The sequence below is a fragment of the Paenibacillus sp. FSL W8-0426 genome, assembly GCF_037969725.1.
In the GTDB taxonomy this organism is placed as follows: Bacteria; Bacillota; Bacilli; order Paenibacillales; family Paenibacillaceae; genus Paenibacillus; species Paenibacillus hubeiensis.
In genome coordinates this window covers 442,288-460,680 of record NZ_CP150203.1, presented here as the reverse complement: position 1 = coordinate 460,680, position 18,393 = coordinate 442,288, and the positions used below count along the sequence as shown (strand labels likewise).

Here is an 18,393-nt window from a genome sequence, read left to right as displayed (position 1 = left end):
ATAAAAATGAAGGAAGTGCTCGAATGATGACGAAAATCATACAAGTACCATGGAAAAACATAATGGGGATTGACGTAAATGAAACCGAAACGGGAAATTGCACTACCGCTTATGATCGGCATTTTTTTGCTGATCACGGTAGTTAGCCTTTATCAATGGTTAGTGCCACCGATGAAGGGAGTCGAGGCCAAAAACGGGGTGTTTGACGCCCGTCAATGGAACTTCGAAGCGGACGGCTACTTGCCGCTGCGCGGGGAATGGGAATATTATGCGAACCGGCTGCTGACTCCTGTGGATTTTGCCGAGGACGACGGCAATCTGTCCAAGATCCGCAAGCTGAAGAATGTCCCGAATGAAAAAACCAATGCGCTCTCCTCGGCCAATCCCAACAACCAAGGGGCTGGAACCTATCGTTTGCTCGTTGAAGTGCCCGAAGACGGAATGTACGGACTTCGCGCCAAAAAAATCCGCATCTCATCGCGCTTCTTCATTAACGGCCAGGAAATGGGAGGCAGCGGGAAACCCTCGATGACTTCGGAACACTTCGTACCAAGCAACACGCCCTATTTTCGCACATTTCAATTGAACAAAGGCGTAAACGAAATCATCGTGCAAACGGCTGCGTTCAACAACCTGGGCGGCGGCATGGTTCAGACACCCGAGTTCGGCTTGGCTACCCAGATTGGCAAACGCGTTGATGGGGCAAGGCTCGCCGATATGGCCATCATTGCCATGCTGTTTTCATTCGGTCTTTATTATGCCGGCATGTTCAGGCAATGGGGCAAGGAACGCTACCTGATGCATTTCTGCCTGTTTTGTCTGGCGACAGGTCTTTTTATCAGTATCGACAACGAAATTCTGGCGCTAATCATCTTTCCGGATATGTCTTTTCCTTTTCTGCAGAGATTGCTGTTTTTGCTGCCGATCGCTTCATTTTATTTTTTTGCAAGTTACGTGCATTCATACACCGACGAGACCAAATTCTTTTTGTTTAGATGGCTCGGGTCATGCGCGATCGTTCTTACGGTCATTTTGCTCGTGCTTCCCAACGATTATCTTCCGTTTTCCCTGGCGCTTGGAATACCGATACAGATATTTGTGTTTTTCCTAATCGTAAGAGCCATTTTCCGGGGGAGAAGAAAAGGCATTAACGATCGCCATCATCTGCTTCTCGGTTGTTTCTTTCTTGCGGTCTACTGGATTTTCGGGGAGCTGCGATACTTGTTTGCTCTGGACAATCCCTATTTCATGGTAGGGACGCCGCTGCTTCTTTTATTATCCCAGGCCCTGCTCATCTCCGACCGGCTGCAGGACAACTTTTTACGGAGCGAAAGCCTTGCAGAAAGACTATTGATTTACGACCGTCAGAAGGATGAGTTTTTGGCCAAAACATCCCATGAACTGCGGACGCCGTTGCACGGCATCGTCAACCTGTCCCAATCGCTCCTCGACAGTACGGAACACCCGCTGCAGGAAGATCACCGCGAGAACATCATGCTTCTCCATCTGATGGGCCGAAGGCTGTCGGGGATCGTCAATGACATTCTGGATCTGAATCGGATCAGGCATGGCCAATTCGTGATCCATCCGACCCCCGTCAACGTGGGCACTTCCATTCATTTCGTCTTGGAGACCCTTTCGATCGCGCCGATCAACAAGGAGGTTCGTCTCGTCAACAAGCTGCCTGATGCGCTTCCCCTGGTCTATGCCGACGAAAATCGTTTGAAGCAAATTTTGCACAACCTGATCGAAAACGGGCTGAAATTCACGAAACGGGGGACGGTGACCGTATCCGTGGAATGTCTTGAAGAGGAGATGGCTATATCCATCACCGATACGGGACCAGGCATCCCTGCCGAAGAGCTGGATAACATCCTGCAGCCCTATAATCAGTACAAGGACAGCTTTCAGGACGATACTTCAGGGGGCCTCGGGCTCGGCCTTAGCATTTCCAAACAGCTGATCGAGCTGCAAGGCGGTCGCCTGGAGGTAGCATCGCAGCTGGGACAAGGTACCCGGTTCACGTTTACCCTTCCGTTAGACAAACAGTCTGAAGCCTCGGCCACGACACCGACCGTCTCCTTGACGGTGGACGCGGAAACGATGAACGACATGCTGCATCCCAGCCCCCTCGCGCCTTTTCACGCGCTCATCGTCGATGACGAGTTGTCCAATATGAAAGTGCTCGTCGATGTTATATCATCGTTGGGGTACGCCTATACCGCGGTCGGCAGCGGCGAGGAGGCTCTTGAAGTGCTGCGTGACGGCTCCAAACCGGATATCGTTTTATTGGATTTGATGCTGACGGGTATTTCGGGAATCGAAGTATGCCGCCAAATTCGCGAGAGACAGGGCCTGGCCGAGCTTCCTGTCCTGATGCTGACCGCTTCGGGACAGACCGGCGATATCGTGGCTTCGTTGAACGCGGGAGCCAACGATATTTTGCAAAAGCCATTCGAGCTTGCTGAATTGAAAGCAAGGGTCCGCTCCCTGCTGGAATTAAAAAATTCCTCCGAGCAGGCAGTTCGCAGGGAAATGGACTTCTTGCAGGCACAGATTATGCCCCACTTCCTTTACAACAGCTTGAACAGTCTCGTAGGGTTGAGTTACACCGACCCCATCAGGCTTAGAGAAACGATCTATCACCTGACGACGTACCTCCGCTCCAAGTTTACGTTTGTTTTTCATAGCGAACCGATTACCTTCGAACGTGAACTGGAACTGGTACAAGCTTATGTTGCCATTGAAAATCTAAGGTTCGGCGAGAGATTGAATATTCGTTATGAGCTTGAAGAGAATTTGAAGTGCCTGATCCCCCCTCTCACGCTGCAGCCGATTGTGGAAAATGCCGTTCGCCACGGCATCGGGCCAAAACCCGAAGGCGGTACGTTGTTGATCTCTGCGCATAACCGGAACGGCATCACGGAAATCGTCGTTGAAGATGACGGCGTTGGCATGAGCAGTGTTCAGCTGGAGATGCTGGAACGCGATCAGGCTTCAGGCATCGGTTTTCGGAACGTGAATCGCCGCCTGCAGATGTTGTACAATTTAAGGCTTGAAATCAGCAGTGTGCAAGGGAAGGGAACACGGGTTAAGCTTACTGTACCGGAGGTAAGAAATGTTGAAAGCAATGCTGGTTGATGATGAAAAAATCGCCCTGGATGTGTTGGAAATTTTGCTGAACGAAATCGGCGGCGTTCAGATCGTCCGCAAATGCCAGCTGGCAGCGGACGCACTGGCCTGTGCTGCAACCGTACAGCCGGACATCATTTTTCTCGATATTGAAATGCCCGGGATCAACGGTCTGGACGCGGGCAGGCAGTTATCTCTCCTGTGTCCGGATGCAGAGATCGTTTTCGTGACGGCTTATCAGCAGTACGCGGTACAGGCATTTGATGCCCGCGCCATCGATTATTTGCTTAAGCCCGTTGCGAAAGATCGTCTGCAGGAAACATTGCAGCGTTACACCCGTTTGCGGCAAAGACGCGACGAATCAAAAGCCTCCGCAGTCCAGGAGTCCGTCGTGCAAACCAAACAGCTTCAGCTCAAAGTACTCGGCGGGCTGGAACTGTACAATTCCGGCGGCAAGCTGATCACGTGGCGAACCAAAAAGACAAAGGAGCTTTTCGCCTACCTGTGGTTCCAACGGGGAAAACCGGTTTATCGTTATCACCTGCTGGATGATCTCTGGCCGAATATCGACGTCGAGCGTGCGCAGGCCTTGCTTCATACGACGTTGTATAACTTGCGGAGCCTTTTGAAATCGGAAGGGTTCGTCAACAAAGTGGAATTCGGCGACGAACGCTATTGGATGCATGCGCATTGGATCAGCAGCGACATGACTCGCCTGGAGTCCTTGCTGGAGTCGGAAAGCGGCAATGTCCGGGAACTGTTGGAGCTGTACAGGGGAGACCTGCTCGAAATGGAATATTACCAGTGGGCCGACGTCAAAAGGGAAGAATTGCGGAGCAAATTTATCAGGCACTTGGAGAAGCTCCTGCCCAATGTAGACGAGGAAATTCGCTCCATGTTGCAGAGCAAGCTACTGGAACTGGATTACATATGATTATCGACCTTTTCCAATGCCTCCGGAGGTATTCTTCTTTCTGCAAGAGAGCAGACGAAGCCAAACAACCACTTGCAGCGGACAGATTGAATGAATAAGACGATGCCAAAAGCGGGCACCCGATCGGGTGTCCGCTTCGTTTGAATAAACATCGTTGTTTCCGCTATTTTTTGGACGTTGTATCCGCTTCGTCAAATGCTACCGGTGAAGGTTTTGCCGCCCAAGCGTCTGCCTGCGGCTCAATGTCCACTCCGTTCAGAATCTTTTTCTTTTCCATCAGGGAATCCCCATCCTCGTCCAGCTTGTTGCGGATTTCGGCCTCGTCCTGAGGCTGGTTGTTTTGCTTCATGATGGACTCCTCCTCTTCATTATGGGTGTAATGCTTCTTAAGTAATTTACCCAATTTGAACGCCATCATTCGAAAAATGCATAACGCCTGCCTGAAAAAATGCAGAGAGGCAAATCGATCTTTGCCTGCACTTCACAACCTAAAAACGTATGGATCAGTCTCCCTGCCTTACAGCTCCCGCTAGATGCAATACGTTTTATTTCATCCACGCTATTTAAAGTCTACATGCTTGTCCAGGATGACTTCCTCCATCTTGATCTCCAGTTCGTGAACTGCCGGAACAAGCGAAAATTTCACCTGCTCCAATGACGGCGGCAGCGCAGGCACAACCCGGTAGCTAAGCTGAGCATCGCTACCGCTACCACGACTGCCTTCTCGAAGAACCATGTGTTCACCCTGAGCACTGGTGACCTCCAGCATCAATTGCGGTTTGAGAAAGACATGCTCTGCCTTGGGCTCCCGGTGGTGAATGTCGAGATGCACAATGCTTTCATGATCATATTGCATGGCATGTGTAATCACATAATCGCAGCCGTCCTGCGTCGTTTGTTTCATAATCGGAAGCACACCCGTCAGTTTGGTTTCCTCCTGGGGGACAAACGGTCGTTTGGGCATTGGCTGTACACTGCGAAGAACATGGCGAATGTCCTCCTCCTTCATGTCCAGTCGCTCCACCCACTCATCAATGGTTTTCTGATCCGGATGATGGTAAGCAGCCCCCGTAATGCTTTTTCTTGCCGCCACCAGCCTTAACAGCTGTTCATCGATCTGCTTCACCTGATCATTGTATTCAAACGGAATTTCCCGAAATTCAGCCCAGCCCATAGACATGATCCTAATGATCCTCCTTTTACATTCCAAACTTTTCTATTAATCCTGTTTCGATCTAGCCCCCAGTATACAGCAATTTTTCTTCAAACTGGAGCTATAAGCCATAAAAAAAGCACTCTGAATGCCGTTCATCGGCAACCAGAATGCTTATTTCAAGGACGCTTCTTGTTCCTGCCAGCCTGCACTGTACTATTCCTTGTCCTGGCGGGCGAGCGACGCAAGCGCACGCAGCGCGGCATCGATCTCGCGCTCCACGGCCTTGGATACCGCATCCGTATGCGGGTCGTATTCGGCAGCCAGATCACTGTCCGCAAAACCGTCGATCGCCACGATCGCTCCGGCGCGCGCACCTCGCAGGGTGCTCACGATGTAGAGCGCTGCAATCTCCATTTCGGCCGCCAAGGCTCCCGCTTGTTTATATTTGCGGTGGGGAATTTCCTCCACGCCTGTAAAGAACGCGTCCAGCGTCACCGTAATGCCGACGCCGAGCTTCCCTTGCTCGCCTTCTCCGGCTTCCGCAGCCGCTAGCAGCGCTCGGGTCACATCCAGGTTTGCAACGGCGGGGAAACCGTCGGGCACGAGCTGACGCGTCAAACCGTCCGTACGAACCGCCGCCGTGCTGACGATGACGCTGCCAGCCGGATAGTCGGCCGTATACGAACCGGCCGTGCCGACCCGGATCAGCGTCGTTACGCCGGCGCGAATCAATTCCTCGAAGCACACTGCTGCTCCGGGACAACCTACGCCATGGCTGACCACAGCCAGCCTTACACCCTCGTAATCACCTACAAACGTACGATATTCGCGACTGAACGCCAGCTCCTTGGCTCCGTCCAGTTTGCGGGAGATTTTCTCCGCACGGGCCGGATCACCGCACACGATGGCGTAAGCGGGCATATCCTCCGAATGAATTTGCAAAATCGGCATCAACATGTCAATCAAACTCCTTTTTCGTCCATTCGTCTTCCGGAATCGGCAAATCCTCGCCCGAGAAGCGCTGTTCTTTGAACGGATCGGCAAAATGGTGGAAACCGTTGCTCTCCCAGAAGCCATTGCGGTCCTCCGTCATAAATTCCAAACCGCGAATCCATTTCGCGCTCTTCCAGAAATAGAGCTGCGGCACGACGAGGCGCAGGGGATAACCATGCTTCGGCGTCAGCGGCTCGCCGTTATATTTGAAGGCGAGCAGCACGTCATCGTGCATCAGTTCCTCCAAAGGCACATTCGTCTCATAATCATAGTCGGCGTGGACCATCACATATTTCGCTTCCGGCTTGACGCCGAGAATCTTCACGAAATCCGAGAAGCGGATGCCTTCCCAGGACGTATCAAACTTGGACCAGCGCGTTACGCAGTGGATGTCGCTGACCGTGTTCACCTGCGGCATCGCCTGCAGCTCGGCGAAGGAGAACACCCTTTCCTCCCACACTTCGCCAAACACTTTCAGATCCCAGGTGGACAGGTCGTATTCCGGCACTTCTCCTTCGTGCAGGATCGGGAATTTTTCCGTCAACACCTGCCCTGGGGGCAGGCGGTCGCCATATACTGAACCGGCCTTCGACGCCGGGGCCTTCGTTTTTTTCAGACGTTCAGCCTTTGTATGCAATTTGCTTTCCTCCCTTGCTCGATTGGCGCGCCGACGTTATTTCACCAGCGGGCATTCAGATTAACGCGAGCTTCCGCCCGCTTTTTGCGCGTCCTGCGCATAAGTCCGATCTTTGAAAAAGAACATGGCCACCAGCGTCACGATATACGGAAGCATCATCGTGAAATGCGTTGGCAGGGAGAAGCCCTGCAAACGAATGCTCAAAGCTTCCATGAAGCCGAACAGCACGCTGGAGCCCAATACGCCAAGCGGGTTCGCCTGCCCGAGCATCGTCGCCACGAGCGCGATGAATCCGCGTCCAGCCGTCATGCCTTCGGTGAACATCGTCACCTGGCCCAGCGACAATTGCGCTCCCGCCAACGCGCACAGCACGCCGCACATCAGGACGGCGCCGTATTGAATGCCGCGCACCTTGATGCCGATGCTTTGCGCAGCAATCGGATTTTCGCCGACCGAGCGCAAGCGGAATCCGGAGACGCTTTTGAACAGATAGAACTGGAGCGCAATGACAAGCACGATCCCCAAATACACGAGCGGACTGTGGCCAGAGAACACGTCCCCGACCCAGGGGATGTCCTTGATCAGCGGAATGTCCCATTTCGGAAGTCCCTGCATGTCCTTATCGTAATAAGCGCCTTTTACGTCGAAAATCGCGCGGAGCGCAAAGGTCGTCAGCCCTGTCGCCAAAAAGTTGAGCGAAATGCCGACAACGATGGCATTCGCCTTGAGATTAATGCTGATGAATGCGAATAAGGCCGAAAACAACATGACGATCACGATGGAGAACATCACGGCCAGCAATACGTTGCCGAACAGGTAGTTTCCCACGATCGCAGAGAAAGCGCCGATCAGCACGAGTCCTTCCAGTCCGACGTTGAACAGTCCGACACGGGAACACAAGGCCCCGCCAAGCGCCGCAAGCAGAATGGGAGTCAGGATCCGCAGGGTCGAGCCAAACAAGGCTGCATCAAACAGTTGCTGCATTGGATTTCTTCTCCTTTCTCCGCTTCAGGAATGAATAACCGATCTGCGCTGACACGAACAGGGTCAGCACGGCTTGAATTACGCTGCCGACTTCCAGCGGCACATCCGTGTTGCGCTCCATGCCCATCGCTCCCGTCTGCAGAGCAGCGAGCAAGATGGCCGCTACGGCTGTTCCAAGCGGATGCGAGCGGGCCAGCAAGGTCGCCATGATGCCGCTCCAGGCATAACTGGCCGAAGACAGAGAGCCGTCCAGGAAGCGGTACTGCGTGCCAAGAACCTCTCCTGCACCCGCCAGTCCGGCGAGTCCGCCGCTGATAATCATGGACAGCATCATGATGCGAATGCGGCGAACCCCGCCATATGTCGCAAAGGACGGGTTGCTGCCGAGCATGCGGATCTCGTATCCGGTCACCGTTTTATACGTAAAGAAATAGATCAGAACCGCCGCCACGATGGCAATAATGAAGCCGGCATGCAAACTCATGCCCTGAAACAGCTTCGGCAGCCAGACGCTCTGGTCGATCATCGGCGTCTGCGCCATGGCGGCGGAGCCGGTGCGGTCCTTGAACGGGTACGATACCATATATCCCCCGAACCAGATCGCAATATAGTTGAGCAGCAGTGTGGTAATGAGCAGATTCATGCCGAACCGCGCATCCAGCCAGCCTGCCAGCAGGGACCATATCCCGCCTGCCAGAATGCCTGCGACGATCGCGGCAATACATACGAACCAGCCTGGTCCAGGAAGGTAGAGCGCCGTAAGCGCTGCGCTGAGTCCGCCCAGAATCATCTGCCCCTCGGCACCCATGTTGAAAAATCCAGCACGGAAAGCCAGCGCGACGCCCAACCCCGCCAGAATGATCGGCGTGGATCGGGCCAGCGTGTTGGTGAAGAAATAGAAGTTCCCGAAGGCCCCCTTCCACATTTCCCCATAGGTTTCGATGACGTTCCCGCCAACGACGAGAATCGCGATTGCGCCGGCCAGCAAGCCGATCAATACGGCAAGCAGGGGCTGCACAAGCCCGCGAAGTGAGTCTTTTAATCGATTCATACCCGCTCTTTCCCCCCTGCCATTAACAAGCTGATCTGTTCTTCCGTCGCATCCGCCGCGTTCAGTTCGCCGGCGATCTCGCCTTCGTACATGATGACGATGCGGTCGGACAGCTGCAATATTTCAGTCAATTCCGAAGAGACAAGCAAAATGCCGGCTCCCTCATTGCGTTTGCGCAATAACTCGGCATGGATGGTTTCCATCGCGCCGATGTCGACGCCGCGGGTAGGCTCGGCGGCGATCAGAAACGGCGTGTCCTGAGCGAATTCGCGCGCCGCAATCAGCTTTTGCAAATTACCGCCGGACAAAAACTGTGCCTTGGTGTCAGCCGATCCCGTTTTGATGCCGAACTGCTTAATCCAACCTTCCACCATCGCCCGGGCTGCCTTGGCTTTGATCAGGCCGCGGGATTGCAGGCGGTAATGATGGCCCATCAATCCATTCTCGCGTACGCTGGCATCCTTCGCCGCTCCCCACATGTAGCGGTCTTCCGGAATATGCGCCAGACCCTGCTCGCGGATGCGCCGTACCGGCCAGTTCGTCGTATCCTGTCCGGACAGCAGCACGCGCCCGCTGTCCGCCTTGCGCAGCCCTGCAATCACCTGAATCAGCTCGGACTGTCCGTTGCCGGAAATGCCCGCCACACCGACGACTTCGCCCTTGCGAACCTCAAGCTGAATGTTTTTCAGTGGCGAGCGGTCCTTGGCACCGGACAAATTGACGCCTTCCACCCGAAGCACGGCTTCGGCCGGAACGGACGGCTGTTTGTCCATGCGTACAAGCTCGCGCCCTACCATGAGACGGGAAAGCTCCTCCACGTCGGTATCCTTCGCATCCAATGTGCCCGTGACCTGACCGTCGCGGAGCACCGTGATCCGGTCCGCCACATCCATCACTTCCTGCAGCTTGTGGGTGATCAGGACAAACGTTTTGCCCAATCTGGCGAGCGATTTCATGTTTGCCAGCAATTCCTTCACTTCAAGCGGCGTCAATACGGCAGAAGGCTCGTCCAGAATGATGATGTCCGCACCTTGATGCAGCACCTTCAGAATCTCCACGCGCTGCTGCATGCCAAGGGGACATTCGGCTACCTTTTTCCACGGATCGACCGGCATCCCGTACTTCTTGCCGAGCTCGTTCACCTGCGCAGCCGCCTGCTTGCGGTCAAACACCCCGGCCGATGAAGGCTCGCGCCCGATGACGATATTCTCGGCAACCGTAAAGGATGGAAACAGCATGAAATGCTGGTGTACCATGCCGATGCCGCAGGCCATAGCCTGCGAAGGGGTGGCAAAGCTCACCTCTTTCCCACGGACGCGGATCGTTCCAGATGTAGGCTGCTCCATACCGTAGAGCATACGCATCAACGTTGTTTTTCCGGCACCGTTCTCGCCTACAAGGGCATGGATCTCCCCTTCGCGCAGTGTAAAACGGATGTCCCGGTTGGCCGTGAATTCGCCGTATTTCTTCGTAATCTGTTCCATCTCCAACAGCATTTCCCTCATTCGCTCCCCTCGGTCTCGGACATGATAATAGCAGCAAAACCGGCTGCCTGATTGGGCAGCCGGCTGATCAACATGTCAATCACTCCATAATCGACACTTCAATCTTACTGTTGCAGTGGATCTTTGACGACGATTTTGCCGGATACGATATCATCCTTGATCGCTTTTACTTTGTCGATCACTTCTTGTCCCACGAAATCGCTCAGCGGGGATTCGCTGTCACGCGTAACGAAAGTCAGGCCAACGCCATCTTCCTTCAGGCCGTAGTTTACCGCGCCAGCCTTGAAGCTGCCCTCCACAAAATCCTTGACGGTTTGATAAGCAACGGTATCCGTGGATTTCAACTGGGACAAAACGATGTGTTCCGGATCTTCAACAGTACGGTCCGTATCCTGTCCGGAAGTGTAGAATCCTTTTTCCTTCGCTGCTTCGAACACGCCCAGATCGCCTACAGCCGATGCGCCGGCGATGAAGTCGGCACCTTTGCCGAATTGAACCAAGGCCAATTCTTTAGCTTTGGCCGGGTCATTGAAGCCGCCGACATAGTTTACCAGGAACTCGGCATCCGGGTTAACGGATTCCAGACCTGCTTTGAAACCTTCTGTATATTTCTTGATCAGAGGCACGTCTACCGCTGCGATCATGCCGACTTTATCCGTTTTGGTGGACAATCCGGCTGCAGCGCCGAGCAGGTAAGCCCCTTCGTACTCGCGGAAACCGACGCTGCGCACGTTAGGCAGGTCTACCGTTGTGTCCACGATCGCGAATTGCTTGTCCGGATTTTCGGCAGCCACTTTTTTCAGGGCATCTTCCGCTTGGAACGTAGCGGTAATGATCAAGTCGTAATTCTCGGCAACAGCGGCACGCAAATTTTGTTCAAACGCAGCCGGGTCTGTCGATTCGATCGTTTTCGTATCTACCTTGAACTCTTCGCCCGCTTTTTTGAAACCTTCATCCATTTGTACGAAGAACGGGTTAACCCCGATTTTTTCGGGAAGCACCAGCGCCATGCGGAGCGATTTTCCGGAATCGCCACCTTGCGCGGATTGTTCGTCTTTAGAGGCCGAATTTCCGCAAGCAGCCAGCAAAATAGCGACCATAACGATGGATAAGACGAACGATAAACCTCTTTTCATTTTTAAAATTCCCCTTTTCCACATTCTTTTGTTATCATCCTATCGGATAATGTCGATCCTTGTCAATAAAACTTTAACCGTATACACTCTTTTAAATGGCTTAATGTGACATCCTTCATTGCGGCAACTTTGAACGACAATGATATCTTTGTTTTTTTCGTTGACATCCTCCGCTTCACCGTGCTAAATTCATTCCAATCTTTAAATTCGGATAGGATTTGTCAGAATTTTAATGCTTTTCATCCAAACTTTCAATACATATTTCCTTTAAGGAGGCATTTCCTTTGAAAAAAATGACTCGCGCCACACTCGCCGCACTGCTTGCGGCCCCGATTACGATCGGCAGCATTGGCCTGCCCCTCACTCCGGCATCCGCTGCAACGGCGTCCACGCCGGCGCAAGCTTCGGCCCCAGCATCATCAACATCGGCAACGCATGCCGAAAGCGCCGCTGATTACGCCCAATTCCTGCAAGCCAAGTATGGCGTGCGGCTGCCGGCACAGATCACGAAGGGCGACTTTATTCAAGCCGTTGCCGCCATCACCCAAACCGCTGAGGCTGATGCTGCCGCAGATCAGGCGGTTTCGTTTACCGACCTGAAGGCCGGCGACGACGTCTATGATGCCGCAGCTTCGCTGTTTAACGCAGGCATTCTCACTTCTACCGAAGTTCGGGCAGACGATACGCTCGGCACTTATGCCGCAGTATACCTTGCCGTCAAAGCAGCCGGCTTCAAGGAGCTCGCTTATACGTACCCTGAAGCAAAGGTGAAGAATGCGCTGGCCAAAGCGGGCATTTCCAAAAATCGCGTCCAAGGACAAGCCGCTCAGGAGCTGGCCGCTGCCATCGATACGGGGCTGTTGCCAGCAAGCCTGTACCCTGCGTTGCGCAAAGGCGGGGCAGCAAGCAAGGATTTCGCCAATGTATTGCTTGGACAGGTGCTGACCAGTCTGGGACAATACAAAAATGAAATCGGAAGAGCCGGCGACCCGGATATTTACTCCAAACTGTATGCCGCATACCGCACGGCTGATCTGATCGATGCGCCTGAGCTGAGGAAGATCGTCGATCAGGCATTGCGCGACAATCTCGTCACAGGTTACAACCTGAAGGACGAACGTTTTAATTCGAATTTCATCGATGAGCTGACATTGACGTATGGTCATGACGACATCAAACATGCCGCACAGCTGATCGGCCTGCTGCGCAGCGAAGGCATCGATGCAGACATACAGTTCCAGCCGAAAACATCGGCATTCATTTATTTGAAGGAATGGGGCGAGCCGAAAGAAACCCCGGATTATAAAGTAACGCAAATCGAAAACGGCAATTATATCGCTTATGCCAAAGAATACGACATTCAATTCGAGTTCAACAATGCGGCAGACAAAGCCCGATTTAACGACATCGTTGCAAAATATGCCAAAAAGAACAGTGACGGCACGTCCCCGCTGATTCATGCTTCCTGGTGGCAGCCGCTGTATTACTCGCCAACCGCCATTGACGGTTACCCGGTTATTTCCAATACCAAAATCGCGCTTGGCCATTATTACGCGCAATCCTTCTCCCTAAAAGAGCAGGCGCAAACGATTCGCGATGGGTTCCGCAAGCTTGCCCCGGATGCCGATATTTCCGGATACGACTTCTGGGTGGATCAGCCGTTTTTCAATTACCTGAACGGCGAATCGGAATAATTTCGAACCATACCGCATTCATGAACCTGCAGCGACTAGTCGCGAAGGCTCACGAATGCGGTTTTTTGACCTTTCTCCAGAGGTTAACAATTTTTTTATCGAATCGTCCAAAATCATGAAGGAATTACCAATACGAGGTCGAATAACATAGATACATAAACACGCATTTACTTACACATATCTGCAAGAACAGGAGTTTTCCATGGTATACGATGGGATTTTGATCGGTGTGATCGTCGGGCTGTTTCGGGGCGGATTTCGCCATGGTCTTGCCCAATTTTCAACGTTAAAGTTGAAAGGCGGCTGGATTTTCCCGTTATTGCTGCTTGGCCAGTTTCTGATTTTTTACGTACAGGAGAAGTGGACTTGGGTTGCTTCTATTAATGGTTACTTGTTTGGAGCCGTGTATGTCACCGGTCTCGTTTTCCTCTGGATGAATAGGAAGTATCCGGGGTTTACATTGATCTGGATCGGGGTATTTCTCAATTTTGCCGTCATGGCGGCGAATGGCGGTCGGATGCCCGTTTCAGTGGAGGCTTCTGAGGTACTGGGTCCGTACTATGTGGATTTATTGCAGCAAGGGGGTGCGGTCTCCAAACATTTTGCGATGGATGCCTCTACCCGGCTATCTTTCCTTGGTGACATTATCCCCTTGTCCAGTCCCTATCCGCGCACCCAGGTCATCAGCATCGGCGATGTGGTCATGAACTTGGGCATCTTCCTGTTTATTCAGCACATGATGGTGGACAAGAACCGGAAGAAAGCCAAGGCTCCCGAAACACGTCAGGCATAAACGGAATGGTTCTGCCATCCGATTCCAAGGAAGGGAGGTTCAATCCATGAAAAAATTTGAAAACATCAAATATTCTCGCCTTGTCATCAATGCAATCATCGTAGCTTCCGTTGTTGTGGCTTTAACTTCCGGATACAAGCTTGGCGGCTAATAACTCCAAACTTGCCAACTAACGAAAACAGGCTGCCCAAGCAGCCTGTTTTTTCGTTCTGGATTTTTGCCCAGCAACTTGTTATGGTATACATCGATATAGTATAAGCGGATACAACATCACGAGCAGACTAAATCAAGCGGGAGAATTGGCATGAACTTCATTCGTAACCTTATCCATAAAGCAGATCGCAGCAGCGTGTATACCATTTTGCTATGCTGCGCGGGTATCGGTGGTTTTCTGTATATGAACAGGTGGTCTTATTTTCATCTCTCCATGGATGATTGGGTTATGGTATATACCATGCTCGGGGCCGCGCTGATCCTCGACTACTTCACGTTCCAGATTCCGCCCAAAGGCAATCAGCAATCGATGGATTCTTCCGTATATCTTGCATGCATCTTCATGTTCGGCGGCGCCTTCAGCCTGTCGGTGCTGCTTCCCGTCTCTCTCATTCTTCTGATCAAGGATCGCAAGCTTGCCTGGTGGAAGCATATCATCAATTTCAGCATTTATGTCCTCATGATTGCCGGGGCCGCAGCCGTATTTGCTTGGACTGGCGGCAAACCCGGCCTGCTGGACGGATACAACCTGTTCCCTTATATTGCTGCGCTGGCGGCGTACTTCATTATTAATACGTTCACGCTTGGACTCTTCTTTCATTTCACAACCAAGGATGCCCTTCAGCAGATGAAACGCGCCTTCGTCACGGAGTCGCTGCTCGTCTACCTGTGTACACTCATTCTCGCGCTGGTTTTAACGATACTGGTTAGCCATAACGGCGTACTTGGATTGCTGCTGTACCTCAGTCTTACCATTTTGCTGTCGCATGCGTTCAAACAACTGTTTCTCATGTATCAGGACATTGAGGAAAAGGCCAACAAGGACCAGCGCACAGGACTGTTCAACCACAGCTATTTCGAAAACATGCTCGAAAGCGAGCTGGCCAAGACCCGCATTCAAGGAACGTCGCTTTCTCTGGGATTAATCGACATCGACGATTTCAAGAAATACAACGACCGCTTCGGGCATCTGCAAGGAGACAGCCTGTTGTCTTTTTTTGGCAAATTTCTGATCCAAAAAACGAAAGGCACACCGTTTACCGCTTTCCGTTACGGCGGGGAAGAATTCACCTTGCTCATGCCGGGCCTGGAGGTGGACGAAGCGTTTACGTTCATGAATGCACTGCGCAAACAACTGAACGATACTCCTTTTGAAGGCGTGGAGGTTTTCCCGCATGGCTGCCTTTCCTTTTCCGCTGGCGTTGCGCAATATGAAACAGATATGTACAACAAGTCCCAACTCGTAGACCAGGCGGACAAGGCACTGTATTACGCCAAGAAACAAGGCAAAAACAATGTGCATCGCCATGGCAGCAACGACGGCATGGAGCAGGAAATCGACCTGGTACAGGACGTGCGGGATATCGAACAACAGCTCAACTTGTTCCGGTACAAGGATATGGATACATTTAAACATTCGAAACGGGTATACAAATACGCAATCGATATCAGTGAACGCATGCAGCTGGACAATGCCGACAAACGGCGCTTCGTGCTGGGTGCATTGATTCACGACATCGGGAAACTGGAAATCCCCTGGTCTTTGCTCAACAAAAAAGATAAGCTCACCGCCGATGAATGGGAAACGATCAAAGGCCATGTCACCTGGGGCAAAAAAATGGTCATGACCAACGAGCGGTTTGCGGACCTGATTCCTTACATTGAGCTGCATCATGAGCGGTACGACGGGAAAGGTTATCCTTACGGCCTCAAGGGGGCCGAAATTCCGCGGTTATGCCGCATGCTGACGGTCATTGATTCATTCGATGCGATGACGACGGAGCGGCCTTACCAAAAAACGAAAAATATGCAGGAAGCCATCGATGAGCTTCGCAGGTGCTCAGGCACGCAATTCGATCCCGAACTGGTCGAACTGTTTATCGGGTACATCCAAACCAAACTCTCCTAACGCTCCTGACCCGTATATAACCGGACTGTAGTTCAGCAGAACGTCAAAGCGCTATCCCCATACAATCCGGGGATAGCGCCATTTTTTTTCGAAATATTAAATTCCAAGAAAACACTGTTCATGCAGGCGGCCATAATTCGTATTCGAACCCATTCCCTGTTCTACGAACGCTATTATCGCTGAGCGTTCAGTTCATGCGAAGTCTGAACCAATTCCTTGATCATTTGCTGCAAAAACATGCTGTCCTGGCGGCTGATTCCATATTGATTATCCTGCAGAATCATTTGATGGATGTTTTTTTTGAGCAACTCGCTGCGACGTTCCAATACCTCTTGATTCATGTTGATGCATTCACTCCTTAACATGGTTTGTCATCATTTAACGCTCTATATAAGTATAAAGAACCTTGGCGGTTCGGGAAAACGGGGTCATCCATGCTTAGCCCTCCACATCGGGCTTAACAGTCCATCAGGGATACCCACCATGTCTGTTCGCAAAGATCCTCCCGGATGCTCCTGCATACAGCCCAATCGCCATATCCCCCCACCGGGCTATGGTCTTCGAGAACGGTTGCGTTATAATGAGGCCATGCCATCAATCTTGTCATGTTTGTTGACTTTGAATTCTATCTAAGGGGTTATGCTTGGTGTCCTACAAACAGATCAAATGGATGATATTGCTTATTCCAACCGTCACGGTCGGACTATGGGAGTATATTCGCCACCAGTTTCTGATGCCCTATCTCTCCATGGACGCCGGAAACTGGCTTACGCCGGTCATCGTGTATCTGGTCAGCGTAACGCTGCTCAGCCGCCTGTTCAATATGCTGGAGAGTGCCAGGGCTGCTCTGGAGCAGGAGCGATCCACCAAAGCTGCGCTGGAAGCCAGGGATCAGCTGGCCAGGGAATTGCATGACGGCATTGCCCAGTCGCTCTTCCTGCTCTCCGTCAAAACGGATAAAGCCGAGCGCAGCCTGGCCGGAAGCGAACACGAGCGAGATATCCGTGAAATTCGCAAAACGGTTCAAGAAGCGAATGATTATGTAAGGCAAGCTATCTCCCAGCTCCGATACGTGCCGGGACATTCGGCCATGCCGGGAAAGGCACCTCTTCTCGGCCAGGTCAAATCGATTGTCAACGATACCGTTCCCTCAGCTCGCGTTCATTGGCAGCTCGATGCCACCTTTTTGACGCCCAAAGAGCAGGTCGAACTTTTGGCTTGCATCCGCGAGGCATTGATGAACGTACGCAAGCATGCAGAGGCCACGGATGTCCGGATTGTTGCAAAAGGCGATTCCACGTTCTGGACCATTCGAATCGAGGATAATGGCGTGGGAATCAACGGTGACCCGTTTGCCCTTAAGGAACGATACGGACTGAGAATCACGAAAGAACGTGCCGCGCAGATGGGCTGGTTCTTTTCGCTGGAATCCAAACCGGGGCTTACCCGCATAACGATCGGAAAGGGGAATGACTGATATGGAGCATGTACGCGTATTGGTTGTGGATGATCATGCACATGCGCGCGAAGCGATCTGCAGCATTTTGTCCGAGGACCGCTTGTTCGAAGTGATCGCTACGGCCGCGAGCGGCCATGATGCGCTCGCATTGACGGAGCAATGGATGCCGGATCTGATTTTGATGGATGTGCAGATGCCCGATATGGACGGATTGGAAGCCACCCGGCTGATCAAGCTGCGTTTTCCTTACGTCATGATCGTGATGGTTACCGTCTCGGATGACGTGACCTACCTGTTCGAAGCGTTGAAACAAGGAGCTCAGGGATACTTGCTCAAAAACCTGTCGCCCTCCACATGGCTCGAGTACCTGCGTGCCATCGTTTCCGACGATGCGCCGCTGACCAAGGAGCTGGCCTATCGCATTTTGCAGGAATTTCCTGCGCCGCGCAGTCAGGACGTGCCCGATAACCCGTTGACCTCGCGCGAGCTGGAGATATTGCAGTGGGTATCTGCCGGTTATACGAACCGGGAAATCGCAGAACAGCTCGGCATTTCCGACCAAACGGTGAAAAACCACCTTAAAAACATTTTGCAAAAGCTTCAGTTGGACAACAGGGTCCAATTAACCCGCTATGCCCTGGAGAGCGGGTTGGCCGGGCGCAACCTGCGTAAGTAAACGCAAGCTCTTACCGTAGAGACATCCATGCATTTGTCACATTTCAGGAAAGCAATCCGTTTTTTTATAGCCCGATGTAGTCATATAACTATAAATTGGACAAAGTTATAATGGAATAGAT

Annotated in this window: 16 protein-coding genes; 7 read left to right on the top strand and 9 right to left on the bottom strand. The window is 52.2% G+C overall.

Annotated elements, in window-relative coordinates; genetic code table 11:
* Positions 1 to 78: 78 nt before the first annotated feature.
* Positions 79 to 3,141, top strand: coding sequence for an ATP-binding protein (locus tag MKY59_RS02185; protein WP_339275755.1), 3,063 nt, complete (start codon positions 79 to 81; stop codon positions 3,139 to 3,141).
* Complete coding sequence (locus tag MKY59_RS02180) at positions 3,119 to 4,066, top strand: response regulator (protein WP_339275753.1); 948 nt, start codon at positions 3,119 to 3,121, stop codon at positions 4,064 to 4,066. Before MKY59_RS02185 ends, MKY59_RS02180 begins: the two co-directional genes overlap by 23 nt.
* 163 nt (positions 4,067 to 4,229) lie before the next feature.
* On the opposite strand, the gene MKY59_RS02175 is transcribed toward MKY59_RS02180, so the two are convergent.
* From MKY59_RS02175 to MKY59_RS02140, 8 genes are all read right to left on the bottom strand, one after another.
* Positions 4,230 to 4,415: a hypothetical protein gene (locus MKY59_RS02175; protein ID WP_236417670.1), complete on the bottom strand. Its 186-nt coding sequence runs from the start codon at positions 4,413 to 4,415 to the stop codon at positions 4,230 to 4,232.
* A 210-nt stretch (positions 4,416 to 4,625) separates the two neighbouring features.
* A complete protein-coding gene (locus tag MKY59_RS02170) occupies positions 4,626 to 5,246 on the bottom strand; it encodes a hypothetical protein (RefSeq protein WP_236417672.1) in 621 nt (206 codons plus the stop codon).
* A 189-nt stretch (positions 5,247 to 5,435) separates the two neighbouring features.
* Positions 5,436 to 6,179: a nucleoside phosphorylase gene (locus MKY59_RS02165; RefSeq protein WP_339275750.1), complete on the bottom strand. Its 744-nt coding sequence runs from the start codon at positions 6,177 to 6,179 to the stop codon at positions 5,436 to 5,438.
* A 1-nt stretch (position 6,180) separates the two neighbouring features.
* On the bottom strand, positions 6,181 to 6,852 hold the full coding sequence (locus tag MKY59_RS02160; RefSeq protein ID WP_339275748.1) for a sulfite oxidase-like oxidoreductase: 672 nt from the start codon (positions 6,850 to 6,852) through the stop codon (positions 6,181 to 6,183).
* Positions 6,853 to 6,912: 60 nt separating this feature from the next.
* Positions 6,913 to 7,836: an ABC transporter permease gene (locus MKY59_RS02155; protein WP_339275746.1), complete on the bottom strand. Its 924-nt coding sequence runs from the start codon at positions 7,834 to 7,836 to the stop codon at positions 6,913 to 6,915.
* Complete coding sequence (locus MKY59_RS02150; RefSeq protein ID WP_236417680.1) at positions 7,820 to 8,887, bottom strand: ABC transporter permease; 1,068 nt, start codon at positions 8,885 to 8,887, stop codon at positions 7,820 to 7,822. Before MKY59_RS02150 ends, MKY59_RS02155 begins: the two co-directional genes overlap by 17 nt.
* Positions 8,884 to 10,383 (bottom strand): ABC transporter ATP-binding protein, encoded by a 1,500-nt coding sequence (locus MKY59_RS02145; RefSeq protein ID WP_339278306.1) that lies wholly within the window; start codon positions 10,381 to 10,383, stop codon positions 8,884 to 8,886. The genes MKY59_RS02150 and MKY59_RS02145 overlap by 4 nt, the downstream gene beginning before the upstream one ends.
* A gap of 113 nt (positions 10,384 to 10,496) precedes the next feature.
* Positions 10,497 to 11,528 carry a BMP family protein gene (locus tag MKY59_RS02140; protein ID WP_236417683.1) on the bottom strand — a complete coding sequence of 344 codons (1,032 nt, stop codon included), beginning with the start codon at positions 11,526 to 11,528 and terminating at the stop codon, positions 10,497 to 10,499.
* Between the two features lie 293 nt (positions 11,529 to 11,821).
* Here MKY59_RS02140 and MKY59_RS02135 point away from each other — a divergent pair, with 293 nt between their 5' ends.
* From MKY59_RS02135 to MKY59_RS02125, 3 genes are all read left to right on the top strand, one after another.
* Complete coding sequence (locus MKY59_RS02135) at positions 11,822 to 13,222, top strand: hypothetical protein (RefSeq protein WP_339278305.1); 1,401 nt, start codon at positions 11,822 to 11,824, stop codon at positions 13,220 to 13,222.
* A 202-nt stretch (positions 13,223 to 13,424) separates the two neighbouring features.
* Positions 13,425 to 14,015, top strand: coding sequence for a DUF5317 domain-containing protein (locus MKY59_RS02130; protein ID WP_339275745.1), 591 nt, complete (start codon positions 13,425 to 13,427; stop codon positions 14,013 to 14,015).
* 304 nt (positions 14,016 to 14,319) lie between these two features.
* Positions 14,320 to 16,137 carry a diguanylate cyclase gene (locus MKY59_RS02125; protein WP_339275743.1) on the top strand — a complete coding sequence of 606 codons (1,818 nt, stop codon included), beginning with the start codon at positions 14,320 to 14,322 and terminating at the stop codon, positions 16,135 to 16,137.
* A gap of 173 nt (positions 16,138 to 16,310) precedes the next feature.
* Here MKY59_RS02125 and MKY59_RS02120 read toward each other — a convergent pair whose 3' ends face one another.
* Positions 16,311 to 16,478, bottom strand: a complete 168-nt coding sequence (locus MKY59_RS02120) for a hypothetical protein (protein WP_236417693.1) — start codon at positions 16,476 to 16,478, stop codon at positions 16,311 to 16,313.
* 305 nt (positions 16,479 to 16,783) lie between these two features.
* Here MKY59_RS02120 and MKY59_RS02115 point away from each other — a divergent pair, with 305 nt between their 5' ends.
* Both MKY59_RS02115 and MKY59_RS02110 read left to right on the top strand, forming a co-directional pair.
* Positions 16,784 to 17,614 (top strand): histidine kinase, encoded by an 831-nt coding sequence (locus MKY59_RS02115; RefSeq protein ID WP_339275741.1) that lies wholly within the window; start codon positions 16,784 to 16,786, stop codon positions 17,612 to 17,614.
* 1 nt (position 17,615) lies between these two features.
* Entirely contained in the window at positions 17,616 to 18,272 is a 657-nt protein-coding gene (locus tag MKY59_RS02110) for a response regulator transcription factor (RefSeq protein WP_236417698.1), read from the top strand.
* Positions 18,273 to 18,393 lie beyond the last annotated feature (121 nt).